This is a genomic window from Streptomyces sp. NPDC052301, from assembly GCF_044593395.1.
Taxonomy (GTDB): domain Bacteria; phylum Actinomycetota; class Actinomycetes; order Streptomycetales; family Streptomycetaceae; genus Streptomyces.
In genome coordinates, this window is record NZ_JBIUBE010000008.1 from 1 (window position 1) to 18,554 (window position 18,554).

Below are 18,554 nucleotides of genomic sequence, written 5' to 3' on the forward strand. Positions count from 1 at the left end.
GCCGGTCCGCAGGGCTTCCAGGGTGACATCGGCGCCCAGGGTCCGCAGGGTGCGCTGGGTGCGCAGGGTGTCGCCGGTCCGCAGGGCTTCCAGGGTGACATCGGCGCCCAGGGTCCGCAGGGTGCGCTGGGTGCGCAGGGTGTCGCCGGTCCGCAGGGCTTCCAGGGTGACATCGGCGCCCAGGGTCCGCAGGGTGCGCTGGGTGCGCAGGGTGTCGCCGGTCCGCAGGGCTTCCAGGGTGACATCGGCGCCCAGGGTCCGCAGGGTGCGCTGGGTGCGCAGGGTGTCGCCGGTCCGCAGGGCTTCCAGGGCGATGTCGGTGCGCAGGGTGTTCAGGGTGCGCTGGGTGCACAGGGTGTCGCCGGTCCGCAGGGCGCGCAAGGTGCTCAGGGCGCGGTAGCCACCACCGTCGTGGCCGGGGCCCCGGGAATCACGTCGACGGCGATCTGCCCCGCGGGCCAATCGGCACTGGGCGGCGGTTACCAGGCCGCTGCCGGCTCCGCCGCGAGCGAGAACGAGCCGATGGGCACCACGGGGTGGCAGGCCACCAGCCACGACGGCACTGTTCTCACGGCCGTCGTGATCTGCAGCCCGTGACCGGCTGCTCGGCCGCTGCATGAGCGACGGTGCCCCGAGGCCTCGCCCCGGGGCACCGTCCGCGTTCGGTCCCGCCGAGCTGCCTTCCACGACATGGACCTGAATCAGGCCAGCCTGCATGAAAGACGCACCGGCCTTGAGTAGCGTGAGGAATGCGTTCCGGACGACCGGCACACTCCGGCTCAGAACGCTGAGCAGTAAAGCCGGTAATAAAATCGGAGAAGTATGCGTATCCTAGTGACCGGCGGTGCCGGATTCATCGGATCTGAATATGTCCGCCAGCGGTTGGCATCCGATCCGACGGCCCGGATCACCGTTCTCGACAAACTCACGTATTCCGGGGTCGAAGCCAACCTCGCGCCGGTGTCGGAACACCCCGGTTACTCCTTCGTTCAGGGCGACATTTGTGACCCCGAAATCGTCGATCAGGTGATGGCGGGCCAGGACGTGGTGGTGCATTTCGCCGCCGAGTCGCACGTGGACCGGTCGATCGATGGCGCCGGCCCCTTCGTTCGTACGAATGTGCTGGGCACCCAGGTGCTCCTGGACACGGCCTGCCGCCACCGCGTCGGCCGGTTCGTCCAGGTGTCCACCGACGAGGTGTACGGCTCGATCGCGGAAGGCTCGTGGAACGAGGAATGGCCGCTCGCGCCCAACTCCCCGTACTCCGCCTCGAAGGCCGGATCCGACCTGCTGGCGCTCTCCTACCACCGCACCCATGGCCTGGACGTGGTGATCACCCGCTGTACCAACAACTACGGGCCATACCAGTTCCCCGAGAAGCTCATCCCGCTCTTCATCACCAATCTGCTCGACGGGAAGACCGTCCCCCTCTACGGGGATGGCCGCAACATCCGTGACTGGCTGCACGTCTCCGACCACTGCCGGGGCATCGACCTGGTGCTGCACGGTGGCACGTCCGGGGAGATCTACCACATCGGCGGCGGGACCGAGCTGAGCAACCACAAGCTCACCGGTCTGTTGCTGGACGCGGTCGGCGTGGGCTGGGACCGGGTCGAGCGGGTGGCCGACCGCAAGGGGCACGACCTGCGCTACTCGCTGGACGACGGCAAGATCCGCGAACAACTCGGTTACGCTCCGCAGGTCTACTTCGCCGAAGGCCTGGCCGGCACGGTCGCCTGGTATCGCGCGCACCGCTCGTGGTGGGAGCCGCTCAAGGAGAAGGCCGCGCTGCGATGAGCGCCGAATGGCTGGTGACCGGAGCGCGCGGGCTGCTCGGGCAGGACGTGCTGGCCGAACTCGCCACCCACCCGGACATCGTGGTCACCGCACCGAGCCGAGACCAGCTGGACATCACCGATCCGGCCGCCGTGCGCGCGGCCGTCAAGGGCCACCGCGTGGTCGTCAACTGCGCCGCCTGGACGGATGTCGACGGCGCCGAGGGATCCGAGGCGGCGGCCACGGCCGTGAACGGCACAGGCGCAGGGAACGTGGCACGAGCCTGCGCGGACAGCGGCGCGCTGCTGCTGCACGTCTCCACCGACTACGTGTTCCCCGGCGACAGTCGCCGCCCCTACCCCGAGGACGCCCCGACGAGGCCTGTCAACGCGTACGGGCGCAGCAAACTCGCGGGGGAGCGGGCCGTCTCCGCACTGCTGCCGTGCACCGGCTACCTCGTGCGCACCGCCTGGCTCTACGGTGCGCACGGCCGCAACTTCGTGGCGACCATGCTCGAACTCGCCGCCCGGCGCGAGACGCTGGACGTGGTCGCCGACCAGCACGGACAGCCGACCTGGTCCCGCGCGCTCGCCCGGCAACTGGTCGTCCTCGGCCGTGCGGCCCTGGCAGGGCGGGCACCCGCCGGCGTCTACCACGGCACGGGCGTCGGCCAGACGACGTGGTACGGACTGGCCCGGGAGACCTTCCGCCTCGCCGGCCTGGACCCGGAGCGGATCCGTCCGGTCGGCTCGGAGAAGTTTCCGCGCCCCGCCGCCCGCCCGGCGTTCGGGGTCCTCGGCCACGACAACTGGGCCCGCTGCGGACTCGCACCGCCGGCACGTTGGGACGACCAGCTGACCACGGCCCTCGCCGAGCCTCCCTTCGCCGCTCTGTCCGCCGCGGCGCGCATGAACAGCGCGCGTCTGCGGGTGTGACAGGGCTCTGACCAGCGGCAGTACGGTCTCCCCACACCGAAGCGCCCTGCGGGACCTGACGGCCCGCAGGGCGCTCTTCCATGAGGAGCCCTAGACCAGCAGCGGTCCTCCGCACCGCTCGGCGCCCTCCTTCATCGCGATGAGGTTGGCGACGACGTAGGAGATGTTGTTCTGGGAGTGCCACTCGGTCGGGAAGTAGGTGACCAGCCGCGACGACTGGAACTTGGCCCGGATCTCCGGCACGAAGGTCCGGTACTGGTTGTCCGTGTAGTACCAGAACGAGTTCTCGTTGTAGAAGGCGACGTGGGTCGGGTCCTGGTACGCGCCGCGGCCGTCGGAGCTGGGCGTCATGGTGAGGAGCATGCCGCCCGGGGCCAGCAGCCGGTACAGTTCGTTGATCAGCGGCACCTTCGCGGGCACGTGCTCCAGGAAGTCCACCGCCCGCATCAGGCCGACGGAGTTGTCCGGCAGGTCCAGCTTGTCGGGCAGGGTCGCGACGATGTCGACGCCGTCTCCCGCGTACTGGTCCACGCCCAGATAGCCCGGCGGCTTCCGGTGGGCCGCGCCCAGATCCAGCGCCATCAGTCCGCGCCGGTGCGTCCAGGCGAGAGCGTTGGCCTCGATGTACTTGTCGTACAGGGCGACCGTCTCGCGCTGGATGTGCGCGTTGATCTGGGGGTCGCGCTGGGTGTTCGCGGGGTGCATCCGCTGCAGGTACAGACAGCGCGGGATGTGGTGGAAGTCGCCGAGGTGGAACAGCCGGCACATCAGGTCCTGGTCGTCCAGTACCGTGCGCGTGGCGTCGTACCCGCCGGCCTTCTCGTAGCTCTCCCTGCGGAAGGCCCGGACGTGGTTCGGCGCGTACCAGATGTAGGAGACGTTGTGGGGCGTGGGCTCCATGGAGATCGCCTGGAGCAGCTTGCGGCCGTCGACGCGCACGTCCTCGTACTTCCAGCCGTACGTCTCGTTGAAGCGGCTGTCGTCCCGCTTGCCGTCCTCGGTGATCTGTGCCGTGTTGCTGTAGGCGAAGACGGCCTCGGGATGTGCGTCGAACGCCTTGGCCAGCTCCGCCAGGCACGCCCTCGCCAAGAGGTCGTCGTGGTCGAGTTCGACGAGGATCTCGCCGCGTGCCAGCTCGCAGGCCCTGCGTTTGGCCGCCCCGACGCCGCGGACGTTGTCCGCGATCTCCACCCTGACCCGGTCGTCGTGCCGCTCCGGGCGCCACCGGGCGCCACTGTTGAGCAGCACGACCCACTCCCAGTCCGCAAAGGTCTGTGATTGCAGGGACTTGAGACACTCATCGAGAAAGCGGGGCTGGTGGCTGGGGGTGAAGACGGAGATTCTGGGTGTTGCAGTCGACGTCATCTGGCACCTGCCTGGCTCGATGTCGGTGAAGGGCTTACGTCGTCCCGGTACGGCTCCGGCACCTGGGAGTGCAGCGAAGGGTCGGCCGCGACCGCGCGGCGGAACTCGTCCTCGGCCTCGTCCTCACGCTTCTTGCTCGCCAGGATGAAACCGAGTTGGAGATGGGCCGTGGCGGCCTTGGGGGTGGAGGCGATGGCACGCTTCAGGAGTCCGGCGGCCCGGTCGGGGTCGCTCGACTTCAGCAGGACCGCCTCGTTGTAGAGGGCCGAGGCGTAGGTGCGGTCGATCTGCAGCGCCTTGTCGTAAGCCTTGATCGCTTCAGCGGTCCTGCCCTGCTGGTATGCGACGACCCCCAGGTCGTACCACGCGACCTTGTTGTGCGGATCAAGTGCCAGCACCTGCTGGTAGGTTCGGCCGGCTCCGGCGAAATCGTGGTACTGCGCCTGCAGATTGGCTGCCCTCAAAAGCGCGTCAACCTGTTGGGGCTTGGCGGGCGCCGACGCGCCTTTGGTCGCCGGGGCCGAGTGGGCCAGTATCGTCCAGACGGTCACTCCGGTGACAAGCGTTGCCATTCCGGCCAGTCCTGCCCACAAATTCCTACGTTTCACTTTGTCACATTTCGCGGATCGTGAGGGACGGTTGGATGGGGCTGATCTCACCCTCATCCAGGCCGACGTTACGAGTCCGCTGCCGTTGACACGGCCATTCGGTAGGCACTTTGAGTTGTGGACCACTCGAATGTACGCAGGAGAAATGTTTTTCTGGCCGGGGTCGATTCCGTAACCCCGAGTGGTGGCCGGTCATTGAGCACCCGGCTCGGCAATTCTGGGGGGTTGCTCGTCAATTCACCCGTCGGTGCTTCTCATGGCTGGTTGTAGCCGTCCAGGAAGTTCCCGATCCGGGTGATCGCGTCCCTGAGGTCCCCGGCCGACGGCAGCGTCACGACGCGGAAGTGGTCCGGCTCGGCCCAGTTGAAGCCGGTGCCGTGGACGACCATGATCTTCTCCTGGCGCAGCAGGTCCAGGACCATCCGCCGGTCGTCCCTGATCTTGAAGACCTTGGGGTCCAGGCGCGGGAAGAGGTACAGCGCGCCCTTGGGCCGTACGCAGCTCACGCCCGGGATCTGCGTCAGCAGCTCGTAGGCGGTGTCCAGCTGCTCCTTCAGCCGGCCGCCCGGCAGCACCAGGTCGTTGATCGTCTGCCGTCCGCTGAGCGCGGCCACGACTCCGTGCTGGCCCGGCATGTTGGCGCACAGCCGCATGTTGGCCAGGATCGTCAGGCCCTCGATGTAGGAGTCGGCGTGGGCGCGCGGGCCGGAGACCGACATCCAGCCGACGCGGTAGCCGGCCACCCGGTACGCCTTCGACATGCCGTTGAAGGTGAGGGTGAGCAGGTCGGGGGCGACCTTCGCGGTCGGGGTGTGCGTGGCACCGTCGTAGAGGATCTTGTCGTAGATCTCGTCGGAGCAGACCAGCAGGTTGTGCCGGCGGGCGATGTCGGTCAGCCCCTTGACCATCGCCTCGTCGTAGACCGCGCCCGTGGGGTTGTTCGGGTTGATGATGACGATGGCCTTGGTGCGGTCGGTGACCTTGCGCTCGACGTCGGCGAGGTCGGGCATCCAGTCCGACTGCTCGTCGCAGCGGTAGTGCACGGCCGTACCACCGGAGAGGGAGACGGCGGCGGTCCACAGCGGGTAGTCGGGGGCGGGTACGAGGACCTCGTCGCCGTCGTCGAGCAGGGCCTGCATGGCCATCACGATCAGCTCGGAGACGCCGTTGCCGATGAAGACGTGCTCGACGTCCGTCTCGATGCCGAGGGTCTGGTTGTGCATGACGACCGCGCGGCGGGCGGCCAGCAGGCCCTTGGCGTCGCCGTAGCCGTGTGCGCTGGAGACGTTGCGGAGGATGTCCTCCAGGATCTCCGGGGGGCACTCGAAGCCGAAGGCGGCGGGGTTGCCGGTGTTCAGCTTGAGGATGCGGTGGCCCGCCGCCTCAAGCCGCATGGCCTCCTCGAGAACCGGGCCCCGGATCTCGTAACAGACGTTGGCGAGCTTGGTCGACTGGATCACCTGCATGTCGTGAGCTTACGACCCGGCCCCGGGTCCTGTGTCGTGTTTTCCGCCACGTGAGACACGGAGGTTTGCCCGGATATCGCCGTGGGCTGTCTCAGGAGTCGCTCGCCTCCCTAGAATGCGGTGCCGCTCCGCTGGGGGCGGGGCCGTGGGGCGGCGGATTCCGGAACGGTGAAAGGGGCGGACGGGGATGCACAGGGGGGCGGACATGAACAGTGCCGGCATGCCCGGCGAGAGCCCGGACGGGGAGCCCCAGGTACCCCCGAACGTGTACCTCCCGCAGTCGCCACCGGCGCCGTCGTACGCGGAGTACACCGATCCCGCCGCCGCCCACGGCTGGCAGAACGCGTACGACGAGACGCGCGAGCTACCCCCGCTGACCGAGTTGACCGACGAGTCGCCGCCCGGCGAGGGGCGGGCCGCACGCCGGCGCGCCGAGCGGCGCACCGGCGGCCGCCGCCGGGTGACCGTCGTCGCCGGGGTGCTGGGGGCGGCCGGTGCGGCCGCGGTGCTCGCCGTGCTGGCGGGCGGCTCGGATTCCCCCGCCCCCGACGGGCCGGGCCGGGCCGGCGGCAAACGCGTCGCCGTCGACGACTCCGCCTCCGCGAGTGCCGGCACGGACGCCGGCTCCCCGTCCGCGTCCGCCCCGCCGGCCGCCGGCTCCCCCTCGGTCGCGCCCGGCGCGCCCACGTCCCCGGCCGTCCAGGCGTCCCGGACGGGATCGACCGGTACTGCGTCGGCCTCGGCCGGTGCCACGGACCCCACGACGTCCCAGCCGCCCGCACCCACGGGCACCGCGAGCGGCCCGACGGCCTCCGTGTCCTCCGCGTCCTCCACGACCGGCGCCCCGGGCGGCTGGGGCCACGGCCACGGGGGCGGCAGGGGTCACCACTGACCGGTGCCCGCCGGGGCCGCGCCGACCCTGAGGGACATCAGGCCGGTCGACCGGCCGGTGCGCCGTGTCCCCGCGCACAGGGAAACCCCTACGACCTGAGCCCGCGTCTTGTTCCGACCCCTCCGTCATGCCGACAATGCGCATGACAAACGAGCGGGCGGCCGGAACTCTCCGGTCGCCCAAGTCGTCAGAGGGGACCCCCACATGAACAAGCCTCTCCTTGCCGCCCTCTCCTGCCTGGCCATGGCCGGGCTGGGCGCGACCCCGGCCGTCGCCGCACCGCACACCGCCAAGGCCGCCGCGGTCACCGTCAACTTCGCCGGCACCGTCTCGCTCAGCAACTGCTCCGGATCCGTCATCCGCTTCCCCAACTCCGCGGACACCGACCCGGCCCTCGTCCTGACCAACGGCCACTGCCTGGAGACCGGCTTCCCCGAGCCCGGCGAGGTCATCACCGGCCAGTCCTCCAGCCGTAGCTTCGGCCTGCTGAACGCCTCCGGCAGCAGGGTCGCCACCCTGCGCGCCAACCAGGTCGTCTACTCGACCATGACGGACACGGACGTCACCATCTACCGGCTGACCACCACATACGCGCAGATCAAGAGCGCGTACGGGATCAGCCCGCTCACCGTGAACGACACCCACCCCACCGCCGGCACCGCCATCAAGGTCGTCTCCGGTTACTGGAAGCGCACCTACAGCTGCAACGTCGACGGGTTCGTGTACCGCCTGAAGGAGGGCGACTGGACCTGGAAGGACTCGCTCCGCTACACCTCCTCCTGCAACACGATCGGCGGCACGTCGGGCTCCCCGGTCATCGACACCACCACCGGCAAGGTCGTCGCCGTCAACAACACCGGCAACGAGGACGGCGAGCGGTGCACCGAGAACAACCCCTGCGAGGTGGACGAGAACGGCAACGTCACCGTCCGCCAGGGCATCAACTACGCCGAGGAGACCTACCAGATCCCGGCCTGCTTCACGACCGGCAACAAGCTGAACCTCAGCGCCTCCGGCTGCGTCCTGCCGAAGCCGTAGGGGCGCTCACACCGGGGTACGGCGCACCGACCGGCCCGCGAGCACGTCCGTGCGCCTGCCGTTCTCGATGACGAACCGGCCGTCGACCAGGACGTGCGGGATCCCGGTCGGCAGCCTGCGGGGCTCGGCGAAGGTCGCGCCGGGCGCCACCGTCTCCGGGTCGAACAGCACCAGGTCGGCCCGGTACCCCTCGCGCACCAGCCCGCGGTCCGGCAGACGCAGCCGGGCCGCGGGCCGCGAGGTCAGACGCGCGACGCACTCCTCCAGGGAGAGCACCCCCAACTCCCGTACGTAGCGGCAGAGGTAGCGCGGGAAGGTGCCGTAGGCGCGCGGGTGCGGCTTGGCGCCCTGGAGGATGCCGTCCGAGCCGCCGGTGTGGGCGCGGTGCCGCATGATCGCGCGGACGTTCTCCTCGTGGCCGACGTGCTGCAGGATCGTCGTACCGAGCCGGTCCTCGACCAGCAGCCGGCGGGCGGTCGCCCAGGGGGTCTCACCGTGCAGGGCCGCCGCCTGCCGGACCGTACGGCCGACGTGATCCCCGAGGGCCGGGTCGCCGACGCCGGAGATCTCGATCGTCTCCCACTCCACGGGCACGCCGTGGCAGCCGTCCGAGCCGGTGACCTCCAGGTCGTGGCGGATCCGTTCGGCCGTCGCCGGGTCGGTGAGCCGGGCCAGCACCCGCTCCGGACCGCCTTCGTTCGCCCAGCTCGGCAGCAGCGCGGCCAGGGTGGTGCAGCCGGGGGTGTAGGGGTAGGTGTCGAGGGTGATGTCCGCGCCCTCCTCCAGGGCCCGGTCGAGGAGGTCCAGCAGCTGCGGGGCCCGGCCCCGGTTCACGCCGAAGTTCATCGTGGCGTGGGCGAGGTGCAGCGGGCAGCCCGCCTCCCGGGTGAGGGCGACCATCTCCGCGTAGGCCTCCAGCGCGCCGGCGCCGTAGGAGCGGTGGTGCGGGCAGTAGTAGCCGCCGTACGACGCCACCACCCGGCACAGCTCGGTCAGTTCGCTGTCGGCCGCGTACATCCCGGGCGTGTAGGTGAGCCCGGAGGACAGCCCGACCGCGCCCTGCTCCAGCCCCTCCGCGACCAGCTGCCGCATCCGGTCCAGCTCGCGCGGCGTCGCCTCCCGGTCCTCCCAGCCGACGACGAGCGCGCGGACCGTGCCCTGCGGGACGAGGTACGCGGCGTTCACCGCGACACCGCGGTCCAGCCGGTCCAGGTACTCGCCCACCGACCGCCAGTCGAGGTCGACGTCGTCGCCGTACCCGTTCCAGCCGCTGATCGCCCGCCGCACCTCCTCCAGCGTGCGGTCGTCGACCGGCGCGTACGACAGCCCGTCCTGCCCGAGGACTTCCAGGGTGACCCCCTGAGCGGCCTTCGCGCTGTGGTCGGGGTCGCGCAGCAGGGCGAGGTCGGAGTGGGCGTGCATGTCGATGAAGCCCGGGGAGAGGGCCAGGCCCTCGGCGTCCAGCTCGCGCCTCGCACGCGGCCGCTGGCAGCCCGCCGCCGCGGCCTCCTTGACGATCGAGACGATCCGGCCGCCGTCGACCACGACGTCGGCGCGGTAGGAGTCCGCGCCGCTGCCGTCCACGACGTCGGCGTCCCGGATGACCAGGTCCTCCACAGGACCTCCTAGAAGAACGTGCGGATGTAGTCGACGACCGTCCCGTCCGCCTCGGCCACCGGGATCAGCTGCCACTTGTCGAAGGACGTGCACGGGTGGGACAGACCGAAGCCGATCCAGTCACCGACCTCGACGTCCGCGCCCGGAGCGGTGCGCAGCCACAGATGCTGGTCGGACAGGGCGCTCACCTCGATTCCGGTCGCCGGGTGCTCGGCACCGTCCCGGCGTACCACGTGCGCCACCGGACGGTCGAGGTCGTAGGCCGCGTCCCGCTTGCCCGCGTTGACGAACGCCTGATCGGGCGACGGTCGGGAGACGACCTGCGCCCACAGCCGGAACGCCGGCTCCAGCGCGCCCTCCTCGGGCACCCGGTTGAACGGGGTGAGCCTGTGGTAGTGCACGTCGTCGTGCGAGACGTACGCCCCGGAGCGCAGCAGCTTCAGCGCGGGCCGCGACAGCTCCGGCACCCCGGCGAAGACATCGGCGACGGCGTCGAACCACTCGCTGCCGCCGGCGCTCAGCACGATCTCGTCGGTGTCCGCGAACCGCCCGCCCTTGTCGAACTCCACGGCGAGAGCGACCAGCCGCTCCAGCCACCCCCGCACCCGCTCGGGCGAGGCGTCCGGCACCTGCGCCTCGTACCCCGCCACGCCGACGAGCCGCAGGGTGCGGACGCCCGCCACCGCGTCGGCGACGGCCACGGCCTCCGCGTCGGTGCGCACCCCGGTCCGGGCCCCCTCGCCGGCGCCCAGCTCCACGACCACGTCCACCGGGCGGCCGGCGTCCCGCAGGGCCGCGTCCATCAGTTCCACCCCGCGCACGGAGTCGACGTAGGCGACGAAGCGGAACTCCGGGTCGGCGTCCAGCTCGGCGGCGATCCAGCGCAGGGCCGCCACGTCCACCAGCTCGTTGGCGAGGAAGATCCGCCCGATCCCGAAGGCCCGGGCTACCCGTACCTGGTGCGGCGCCGCCAGCGTGATGCCCCAGGCGCCGTGCCGCAGCTGACGGTGGAACAGCTGCGGGGCCATGGAGGTCTTGCCGTGCGGGGCGAAGGCCAGGCCGTGCCGGGCGGTGTAGGCCTCCATGAGGGCGAGGTTGTGCTCCAGGCGTTCGGCCGACAGCGCGAGGACGGGGGTGGTGAAGCCGTCGGCCGGCCGGAAGAGGTTGCGGCGCTGGGCGGTCAGCTCGGCGACGGTGAGGCCGTCGGCGTCCGGCGGGAGGCCCTTGAAGCGGTGGTCCACGCGTTCCTCGGCCAGGCGGGCGAGCGCTTCGGTGCTCATGAGCCCCTCTCTCGGCTGTTGCAAGCTGTGCAACAGCCATTGCGTGCGTTGCTTACTGGTGTCTAGCATCTCGCCGACACCGGGTCAACGGAGCCGCCGCCCGGGCATCGACAGGAGTCATCATCGACGACGCTGCTTACATCCCGGCGGTTCCGCGAGGACTCGTGGATGTCGTCGCGCTCGGCGAATCCATGGTCACCTTCCTGCCCGGCCGGCCCGGACGCCTCGCGGACGTCCCCTCCTTCCACCGTGCGATCGGCGGAGCGGAGTCCAACGTGGCGTGCGCGCTGGCCGCTCACGGGCATACGGCGCGGTGGGTGAGCCGGGTGGGGGCGGACGGCTTCGGCGACCACGTCGTCGAGCGGATCGCCGGACACGGCGTCGACGTCTCCGCGGTGCGCCGGGACCCGGACCGCCCCACCGGCGTCTACTTCCGCACCGCCGGCGACCGGGGCACGGACGCGCACGAGGTGGCGTACTACCGAGCGGGCTCGGCTGCCTCGGCGATGTCCGTCGAGAACGTGGACATGGCGGCGGCACGGGCCGGACGGGTGCTGCACCTGTCGGGGATCACACCGGCGCTGTCCGCGGAGTGCCTGCACCTGATCCGGGAGCTGACGGCGTCCGGGGTCCGGGGCCTGACGGGGCCCGGCGTCCCGGAAGCGGCCGGGCCCGGTGTCCCGGAAGCGGCCGGGCCCGGTGTCCCGGAAGCGGCCGGGCCCGGTGTCCGGGACCTGACCGGGCCCGCCGTGCGGGCGTTGACGGCGCCCGGCCCCGCCCGCCCGCTGCTGTCCTTCGACGTGAACCACCGCCCGGCCCTGTGGCCCGACGCCGACACCGCCGCCCGCGTCCTGCTCTCCCTGGCCCGCCGGGCGGACCTCGTGTTCGTGGGCGAGGACGAGGCGGAGCAGGCGTGGGGGATCACCGGGGGGCCGGAGGCGATCCGGAAGGCGCTGGCGGAGCCGCGGGTGCTGGTGGTGAAGCAGGGAGCGAGGGGAGCGACAGTGTTCGAGGGCGAGGCGGAGACCCGCGAACCCGCCCCCGTGGTCGACGTCGTGGCGACCACGGGCGCCGGAGACGCCTTCGCCGCGGGCTTCCTCTCGGGCACGCTCCGCGGGCTCCCCGCCAGGGACCGCATCCGGCACGGCCACCTCTTCGCGGCCGCCACCCTCACCGCCCCCACCGACCTCGCCGCACCCCCCACCCGCGGCCACGCCGACCGCCTCACCGCCCTCGACGACGACGCATGGGGGAGACTGCGACTCGGCCCCGGCTGGACGCAGACCGAAGAGGCCGAGAAGGAGGCGACCCCATGAGCCAGACAGTAGACCGCGCCCTGAGCATCCTGCCCCTGCTCGCGGAGGGCCCCGCCGACCTCGGCCAGGTCGCCGACCGCCTGGGCGTGCACAAGTCCACGGCCCTGCGCCTCCTGCGCACCCTGCACGAACACGGCCTGGTCTACCGCCAGTCCGACCAGCGCTACCGCCTCGGCGCGCGCCTCTTCGCCCTCGCCCAGGAGGCGATGGAGAACCTCGACATCCGCGAGATCGCCCACCCCCACCTCGTCCGCCTCAACGAGTCCTGCGGCCACACCGTGCACCTGGCCGTCTACGAGGAGAACGAGGTCCTCTACATCGACAAGGTGGACAGCCGCTACCCCGTCCGCATGTACTCGCGGATCGGCAAACCCGTCGCCATCACCGTCGCCGCCGTGGCGAAACTCCTCCTCGCCGACCTGCCCGAAGCCGAGCGCCGCGCCCTCGCGGAGCAGCTCGACTACCCCCTCTACACGGCCCGTTCCACCGCCAACGCCCCGGCCTTCCTGCGGGAGTTGGAGAAGGTGCGCGAACAGGGCTGGGCCACCGACCTCGGTGGCCACGAGGAGTCCATCAACTGCGTCGCCGCCCCGATCCGCGGCGCCGACGGCCGGGTGGTCGCCGCGCTGTCGGTGTCCGCGCCGAACGTGGTCGTCACCGCCGAGGAACTCCTCACGCTGCTCCCGCTGGTGCGCCGTACCGCGGACGCGATCAGCGGCGAGTACTCCGGCAGAACCCCAGTGAAGGGCACCACCGAATGACCGAGAAGATCGCGCTCACCCCGAAGACCCACACCACCCCGCCCGCGAAGTTCTCGCACGGCGTGCGGAAGGGCAACATCCTCCAGGTCGCCGGCCAGGTCGGCTTCCTGCCCGCCCAGGAGGGCAAGCCCCCGACGCCGGCCGGTCCCACCCTGCGCGAGCAGACCCTGCAGACCCTCGCCAACGTCAAGGCGATCCTCGAGGAGGGCGGCGCCTCCTGGGACGACGTGATGATGATCCGCGTCTACCTGACCGACGTGGACCACTTCGCCGAGATGAACGAGATCTACACCTCCTACTTCGAGGAGCAGGGCCTCACCCAGCCGCCCGCCGCCCGGACCACGGTCTACGTCGGTCTCCCGGCCGGCCTCCTCATCGAGATCGACGCACTCGCCGTACTCGGCTGACCTCCTGACGCTCTCCCGAACCGCCGTACACGGCACGGCGCCCTCCGGCGCGCCGTGCCGGCGCGGGCGGGATCTTCGGCGCGGTCCTGAAGGCGAGCGGAGTCGCCCAGGCCCTCTCCGACACCTTCCACGGCGTGGGCCTGCCGGTGATCGTGCTGTCGTACCTGATCTCGCTGGTGCTGCGGGTGGCCCAGGGCTCGGCGACGGTGGCGATCGTGACGACGGCGGGCATCGTGGCCCCGCTGCTGACGGAGGCTCGCCACTCCCAGGCCTTCGCCGCCCTGGTCATCATGGCCATCTCGGCCGGCTCCATCTTCGCCTCGCACGTCAACGACGGCGGCTTCTGGATGGTGGCGAAGTACTTCGGCATCAGCGAACGGGACACGCTGCGGACGTGGACGGTACTGGAATCGGTGCTGTCCGTGGCGGGGTTCGTGGCGGCGGCCGGGGTGAGCGTCTTCGTGTGAGTGTGGCGTGAGTGAGTACGGAGATGGGTGGGCTGACTGGTTCCCGCACAGGGAAGTCGTCCATACTGCCGCCGTGGAGCAGCGCACAGGAGAGAGCAGCAAGCCGTCCGAGGCCGAGCCGTTGAAGGTCGAGCCGGTGACGGGCGCCGGGTTCGACCCGGCGTTCATCCCGGGGATCACGGTCCCCTCCCCGGCCCTGGCCAAGGAGGAACCGGAGGACGCCGAACCGGAGGACACCGAACCGGAGGACTCGGCCGTCGTGGCCGAGGACGCCGGGGAGGCTGAGGAGGCCGACCGGACGGAGACCTCGGAAGAGGCCGACACCTCGGATGAGGCCGGCGAAGGCCCCACCTTCGAGGCCTCCGACCGGCGTGCCCGGATCGTGGCCGACCGCAAGGGCGTCCGCCTGCGCCTCGACGAGGAGTCCTGCGAGTTCCGCTGGGACGAGATCGCCGCGGTGGAGACGGAGTCCCCCCGCTTCGGCAAGCGCTACACGGTCACCGTGCACACCCCCGACCGCCGCTGGTACCCGATCGAGATCGAGGCCACGGCCAAGTCCCGCTTCAAGGAGTGGGACGAGGAGCTGGACGCGGTGCTCGACGCGTACTTCGAGGACGCCGACTAGCCGGCCAGGGACGTGCGGCTACTTGAGCGTCTTGCAGAGCTGCGTCGAGTAGCCCTTGAACTGGATGCAGATCTTGGTGTTCTTGGGGAACACCGGGCCCTTGTGCGTGGCGGCGTTCCAGTCGACCTCCATGAAGTAGCCGAAGTCCTTGGCCTTCTTCCAGCTCTTGCCGACGTGCTGCTTGCCGCCGGGCTTCTGGTACAGCCAGCGGGCGTAGAACGCCTTGTTCGAGTTGGTCTCCTTGGTCGCGTCGACCCAGGAGACACCCCGGCTGCTGGAGCCCTTCTTGTACCAGTAGTGGATCGCGATGCCGTACGCGCAGCCGTGCGTGGTGGAGCAGCCCCTGGTGTCCTTGTCGACGTAGGAGGCCGCCGAGGCGGGACCCGCCGTCGCGCCGACAGCGAGGGCGGCGGCACCCGCCGCGACCGCGACGCGTGTGGCCAGTCGTGTGGTCACGCTGATTCCCCGTTCCTGTGCGAAGTTGCCTGAGAGACGATCTTCGCAGACCGCGGCCTACCGGCCGGCGGGCGCGTACGGGTCCTTCATGGCGTCGATGAAGGGGGCGAAGGCGGCGACCGGGAAGGTGAGGGTGGCCCGGGCGGGGGCCTTGGAGTCGCGGATGGCTATGTGGGTGTCGAGGTGGGCTACTTCTACGCAGGCGTTGCCCTCGCCACCGCCGGAGTAAGAGGACTTCCGCCATGTGCGAGAGGTGGTCATGATGCGCCTCACAGCTCCTTCGCCAGCTTGTGGATGAAGTCACGGGAACGCTCGGGTTCGAGTGACACCGCTTCCACCTTACGGAAGAGCGTTCGAAAGCGGCCGAGTTGTGCTTCGGCGTCGATGAGCAGCGTGCCATGGGGACCGTCGCGTACGACGGTGTCCAACTGCGGGACGGGGCCGCCCGCATACACCATGGCGCTCCCGGCGCCGGCGAACGAGTCCAGCTCGAAGGGGATGACGCGCACGGTGACGTGTGCGACGGCGGACAGCTCCAGAATGCGGGTGAGTTGCGCTCGCGTGGCGGCCCGGTCACCGACCCTGATGCGCAGCGCCGCCTCATGGATGAGGGCCTCGTACGGGACCGGGTCGGGGCGCTCGATGACGACCCTCCGCCGCATACGGTGCTCCACCCGGCGTTCCAGTTCGCTCTCCGGAAAGTCCGGGTTCACGTACGAGAAGAGGGCGCGCGCGTACTCCTCGGTCTGGAGCAGGCCGGGCACGTGCAGGAAGTCCACGTCCCAGCGGTAGCTCGCGTGATGCTCCAGCTCGGAGAGGTCCAGGAACGAGTTGGGCAGCGAACCCCGGTACTGCTCCCACCAGCCGCACGTCCGGTCTACGGCCATGCCCACCAGAGCATCGACCAACTCCGTGTCCGGGCAGGCATAGTGAGCGGCGAGCCGCCGAACGCGCTCTGCACTCACTCCCGCCGTACCGAACTCGATCTGACTGACCTGGGCGGAGTCCGTCCCGAGCAGCGCGGCGGCTTCACGCCCCTTGAGTCCCGCGGCCTCTCGTAGTTTCCGCAGCTCGCAACCCAGACGCGCCTGACGTGCCGTGGCTTCTTTCCTGCGCGCCATGTCTTCCTCCCGCGCCAACGAGCCCCGTTCGAGGGCAGATTACGGCAATGACTTGCATGGTCCCAAATTATGGCCCTACCGTCGGTGACGCGATGCACACGCAGCGGAAGCGCACCGCTCCGTCCTGCCATGACGGCTGCGGCAATGCCACCGCGCGCCGAATCCCCTTCATTGAACGGAATTGACGAGGCATGCCCGAAAGCGAGTCCTGGGACTACACCCTCTACATCCCCAACGACCTCAGAGCCGTGACCGTCTGCCGCCGCACCCTGCGCCTGATCCTCACCCTGCACGGGTTCATCGGGATCGCGGACACGGCGGAGCTGCTGGCGGCGGAGCTGGTCTCCAACGCGGTACGGCACACGAAGGGACCGGCGGCCCTCAGGGTCCGCCGGACCCCGGAGGGCATGGTGTGGATCGGCGCGTGGGACACCGACCCGGCACCACCGGACCCGCCCCGCCCCTTGGAACAGGTGGCGGAGCTGGAGTGGGAGGACGGGCGGGGGCTGGGTCTGGTGCGGGCCTGTGCGGAGTACTGGGGGTGGCAGCCGGCGGCGCGGTTCGGGGACCGGGGGAAGTACGTGTGGTGCGAACTCGCGGTGGCCTAGCTCGTTGATCCCCACGATGGGAAGGAGAGCTGATGGTCGGCTCGTCGCATGAGGCGCTGCACCGGATCTTCCAGAAGGATCCGACGCTGCTGACGAGGGCGTTACAGAAGGTCCTGCACGTCCCCTTCCCCGAACCGAGGGAGATCGCCGCGCTCAACATCGATCTCACCGAGATCGAACCGGTCGAGCGCCGCGTGGACACGCTGCTTCGGGCGGAGACGGATGAGGGCACGTATCTGCTGGTGGTGGAGTCGCAGGGGAAGGTGGACGAGCGGAAGCGGGGCAGCTGGCCGTACTACCTGTCGTACCTGTACGAGAAGTACCGGGCCCGGACAACGTGCCGGTGATTGCGGACGAGCGGCAGGCCGAGAAGGATGTCCCCCTTGCGGTGCTCTCGGCCATGACGCACGGGCGTGGACCGCAGGCTGCGGCCATACTGGAATCCCTGGCCGCCGCCCTGCGGACCATCGACTCGGACACCGCCGCGGTATTCGTGCAGTTCGTCGACTCCTGCCTGGCTGACCCCCAGGCGCAGCAGATGTGGGGGGACCTGATGACGGCGATCCAGTACTTCTGGCGACACCCGCTGGCGGAACAGGTACGCGAGGAAGGCCGAGAACAGGGCCTGGAGCAGGGCCGAGAGCAGGGCCGTATCGAGGCTCTCCAAGGGATGATCACTCACCTGCTTGAATGGCGTGACATCCCGGTGCCCGACACCGCCCGCCAGCGAATCGACGCCTGCACGGATCTCGCTCAGCTAGAGGTCTGGGCCCAGCGGGCCGTACATGCCACCGACGCCGTGGAGCTGTTCAGCACGGAGTGAGCAAGTGCCGGCCGGCCGCTCGCTTCTCGGCGAGTGGTCCGGAGAAGGCCAGGCACGGGAAGTCCACGTCCCAGCGGTAGCTCGCGCGATGCTCCAGCTCGGAGAGGTCCTCGAACGACGGCGGCGGAGTAGGTCTCCAATGCCGTACGGCACACGAAGGGCCCAGCGGCGCTGAGGGTGCGCCGTACGGCAGAGGACATGGTGTGGATCAGAGCGGGGACACCGACCCCGCACCGCCGGGTCTTCCGCGTCCGCTGGAGCAAGTGGCCGGGCTGCCGGTTGAGCTGGGGCTGGTGAGGGTGCGCGCGGAGTTCTGGGGGGCGGCAGCCGGCGGCACGGTTCGGGGACCGGGGGAAGTATGGCTGGGGGCGCGTGAGCCACCGGGCCGTCCTTGAGGCATGCCCCAGATCCAAGGCGTCGAGGCAAGAGGCGTAACGGTTCTCGCAGACGGGGCTTCGGCGCACATGCGGATGGGGGCGTGATCCGCCGACAGGTCGTTGCGGGCCCTCGATGTGGGTCGCCACCCCGGCCGGGGCGGGAGGGATTAGCGGTACCAGTCCTCGTCGTCACTCGCGAGTGCGTTGCGCAGGTAACTTTCGAGCGATGGTGCGACCCAGGTGCGACTGTCCGTCTCGTGGTCCCATACGAAGACGTCATCGCGAGCTGGGGTGCGCACGAAGGCGAATTGGTCACCGCCCCCGTTGTCGCCGAAGAAGAGAAGAGCGTCGAACGGCATGTACAGGTTACGGAACTCCTCGTTGTGACGGAATGACTGATTCTCTTCCAGGATTTTGTCGGCCGTCCAGACCACCTCGGTTCCGTAACCGGCTTCAATGCCGTTCGTCTCCGACAGGAGTTCGAGCAAAGAGGCGGGCAGTTGTTGACCGATTTGCTCCTCGAGGGCGGTCAGGGTGTCGGATGCCGCCGGGTCTTGCAGCTCTACTTCATGGAATTCCAAGGCGAGTTCTCGCCACATGAGTTCCGTTCTCCGTT

At 70.1% G+C, this 18,554-nt stretch carries 19 protein-coding genes and 2 pseudogenes; 11 read left to right on the plus strand and 10 right to left on the minus strand.

The genetic code is table 11. The features are described 5' to 3' along the window. Positions 1 to 381, minus strand: a 381-nt coding sequence (locus ACIHEJ_RS22795) for a hypothetical protein (RefSeq protein WP_400138316.1), incomplete at its 3' end; no start/stop codon positions are given. Positions 382 to 822: 441 nt separating this feature from the next. Between ACIHEJ_RS22795 and rfbB the strand changes: the two genes are divergently transcribed. Beyond that, complete coding sequence (gene rfbB, locus ACIHEJ_RS22800) at positions 823 to 1,797, plus strand: dTDP-glucose 4,6-dehydratase (RefSeq protein ID WP_400138317.1); 975 nt, start codon at positions 823 to 825, stop codon at positions 1,795 to 1,797. Continuing rightward, the gene (gene rfbD / locus ACIHEJ_RS22805; protein ID WP_400138318.1) at positions 1,794 to 2,711 is read left to right on the plus strand and encodes a dTDP-4-dehydrorhamnose reductase; all 918 of its coding nucleotides are present in this window, start codon (positions 1,794 to 1,796) and stop codon (positions 2,709 to 2,711) included. Before rfbB ends, rfbD begins: the two co-directional genes overlap by 4 nt. Positions 2,712 to 2,801: 90 nt before the next feature. Here rfbD and ACIHEJ_RS22810 read toward each other — a convergent pair whose 3' ends face one another. From ACIHEJ_RS22810 to ACIHEJ_RS22820, 3 genes are all read right to left on the minus strand, one after another. Continuing rightward, positions 2,802 to 4,076: a glycosyltransferase gene (locus ACIHEJ_RS22810; RefSeq protein ID WP_400138319.1), complete on the minus strand. Its 1,275-nt coding sequence runs from the start codon at positions 4,074 to 4,076 to the stop codon at positions 2,802 to 2,804. Further along, a complete protein-coding gene (locus ACIHEJ_RS22815; RefSeq protein WP_400138320.1) occupies positions 4,073 to 4,648 on the minus strand; it encodes a tetratricopeptide repeat protein in 576 nt (191 codons plus the stop codon). Before ACIHEJ_RS22815 ends, ACIHEJ_RS22810 begins: the two co-directional genes overlap by 4 nt. 290 nt (positions 4,649 to 4,938) lie before the next feature. Beyond that, a complete protein-coding gene (locus tag ACIHEJ_RS22820) occupies positions 4,939 to 6,150 on the minus strand; it encodes a pyridoxal phosphate-dependent aminotransferase (RefSeq protein ID WP_400138321.1) in 1,212 nt (403 codons plus the stop codon). A gap of 205 nt (positions 6,151 to 6,355) precedes the next feature. Between ACIHEJ_RS22820 and ACIHEJ_RS22825 the strand changes: the two genes are divergently transcribed. Both ACIHEJ_RS22825 and ACIHEJ_RS22830 read left to right on the plus strand, forming a co-directional pair. Further along, the gene (locus ACIHEJ_RS22825) at positions 6,356 to 7,042 is read left to right on the plus strand and encodes a hypothetical protein (protein WP_400138322.1); all 687 of its coding nucleotides are present in this window, start codon (positions 6,356 to 6,358) and stop codon (positions 7,040 to 7,042) included. A gap of 204 nt (positions 7,043 to 7,246) precedes the next feature. Continuing rightward, complete coding sequence (locus ACIHEJ_RS22830) at positions 7,247 to 8,080, plus strand: trypsin-like serine peptidase (protein ID WP_400138323.1); 834 nt, start codon at positions 7,247 to 7,249, stop codon at positions 8,078 to 8,080. Positions 8,081 to 8,086: 6 nt separating this feature from the next. On the opposite strand, the gene ACIHEJ_RS22835 is transcribed toward ACIHEJ_RS22830, so the two are convergent. Then, positions 8,087 to 9,697 carry an amidohydrolase family protein gene (locus tag ACIHEJ_RS22835; RefSeq protein ID WP_400138324.1) on the minus strand — a complete coding sequence of 537 codons (1,611 nt, stop codon included), beginning with the start codon at positions 9,695 to 9,697 and terminating at the stop codon, positions 8,087 to 8,089. 8 nt (positions 9,698 to 9,705) lie between these two features. Then, complete coding sequence (locus ACIHEJ_RS22840) at positions 9,706 to 10,977, minus strand: alanine racemase (protein WP_400138325.1); 1,272 nt, start codon at positions 10,975 to 10,977, stop codon at positions 9,706 to 9,708. Between the two features lie 164 nt (positions 10,978 to 11,141). Here ACIHEJ_RS22840 and ACIHEJ_RS22845 point away from each other — a divergent pair, with 164 nt between their 5' ends. The 5 genes and pseudogenes from ACIHEJ_RS22845 to ACIHEJ_RS22865 all read left to right on the plus strand — a co-directional run bounded on the left by ACIHEJ_RS22845 (position 11,142) and on the right by ACIHEJ_RS22865 (position 14,553). After that, positions 11,142 to 12,293, plus strand: a complete 1,152-nt coding sequence (locus ACIHEJ_RS22845) for a sugar kinase (RefSeq protein WP_400138326.1) — start codon at positions 11,142 to 11,144, stop codon at positions 12,291 to 12,293. Next, a complete protein-coding gene (locus tag ACIHEJ_RS22850) occupies positions 12,290 to 13,054 on the plus strand; it encodes an IclR family transcriptional regulator (RefSeq protein WP_400138327.1) in 765 nt (254 codons plus the stop codon). Before ACIHEJ_RS22845 ends, ACIHEJ_RS22850 begins: the two co-directional genes overlap by 4 nt. After that, positions 13,051 to 13,461 (plus strand): RidA family protein, encoded by a 411-nt coding sequence (locus ACIHEJ_RS22855; protein WP_400138328.1) that lies wholly within the window; start codon positions 13,051 to 13,053, stop codon positions 13,459 to 13,461. Before ACIHEJ_RS22850 ends, ACIHEJ_RS22855 begins: the two co-directional genes overlap by 4 nt. A gap of 59 nt (positions 13,462 to 13,520) precedes the next feature. Beyond that, positions 13,521 to 13,928: pseudogene (locus ACIHEJ_RS22860) on the plus strand (DUF401 family protein); the annotation flags it as partial. 73 nt (positions 13,929 to 14,001) lie between these two features. Beyond that, complete coding sequence (locus ACIHEJ_RS22865) at positions 14,002 to 14,553, plus strand: hypothetical protein (protein WP_400138329.1); 552 nt, start codon at positions 14,002 to 14,004, stop codon at positions 14,551 to 14,553. Between the two features lie 18 nt (positions 14,554 to 14,571). Here ACIHEJ_RS22865 and ACIHEJ_RS22870 read toward each other — a convergent pair whose 3' ends face one another. Genes ACIHEJ_RS22870 through ACIHEJ_RS22880 form a run of 3 tightly spaced genes read right to left on the minus strand, consistent with a single transcriptional unit; the run spans position 14,572 to position 16,130 of the window. After that, positions 14,572 to 15,009 carry a hypothetical protein gene (locus ACIHEJ_RS22870; protein WP_400138330.1) on the minus strand — a complete coding sequence of 146 codons (438 nt, stop codon included), beginning with the start codon at positions 15,007 to 15,009 and terminating at the stop codon, positions 14,572 to 14,574. A gap of 57 nt (positions 15,010 to 15,066) precedes the next feature. Continuing rightward, positions 15,067 to 15,270, minus strand: coding sequence for a DUF397 domain-containing protein (locus tag ACIHEJ_RS22875; protein ID WP_400138331.1), 204 nt, complete (start codon positions 15,268 to 15,270; stop codon positions 15,067 to 15,069). Positions 15,271 to 15,278: 8 nt separating this feature from the next. Beyond that, positions 15,279 to 16,130, minus strand: a complete 852-nt coding sequence (locus tag ACIHEJ_RS22880; protein WP_400138332.1) for a helix-turn-helix transcriptional regulator — start codon at positions 16,128 to 16,130, stop codon at positions 15,279 to 15,281. Between the two features lie 191 nt (positions 16,131 to 16,321). Here ACIHEJ_RS22880 and ACIHEJ_RS22885 point away from each other — a divergent pair, with 191 nt between their 5' ends. After that, positions 16,322 to 16,738, plus strand: a complete 417-nt coding sequence (locus ACIHEJ_RS22885; protein WP_400138333.1) for an ATP-binding protein — start codon at positions 16,322 to 16,324, stop codon at positions 16,736 to 16,738. 32 nt (positions 16,739 to 16,770) lie between these two features. Further along, positions 16,771 to 17,561, plus strand: a pseudogene (locus tag ACIHEJ_RS22890) (hypothetical protein). A 544-nt stretch (positions 17,562 to 18,105) separates the two neighbouring features. Here the strand turns inward: ACIHEJ_RS22890 and ACIHEJ_RS22895 are convergent. Next, complete coding sequence (locus tag ACIHEJ_RS22895; RefSeq protein ID WP_400138334.1) at positions 18,106 to 18,537, minus strand: SMI1/KNR4 family protein; 432 nt, start codon at positions 18,535 to 18,537, stop codon at positions 18,106 to 18,108. Positions 18,538 to 18,554: the final 17 nt, after the last annotated feature.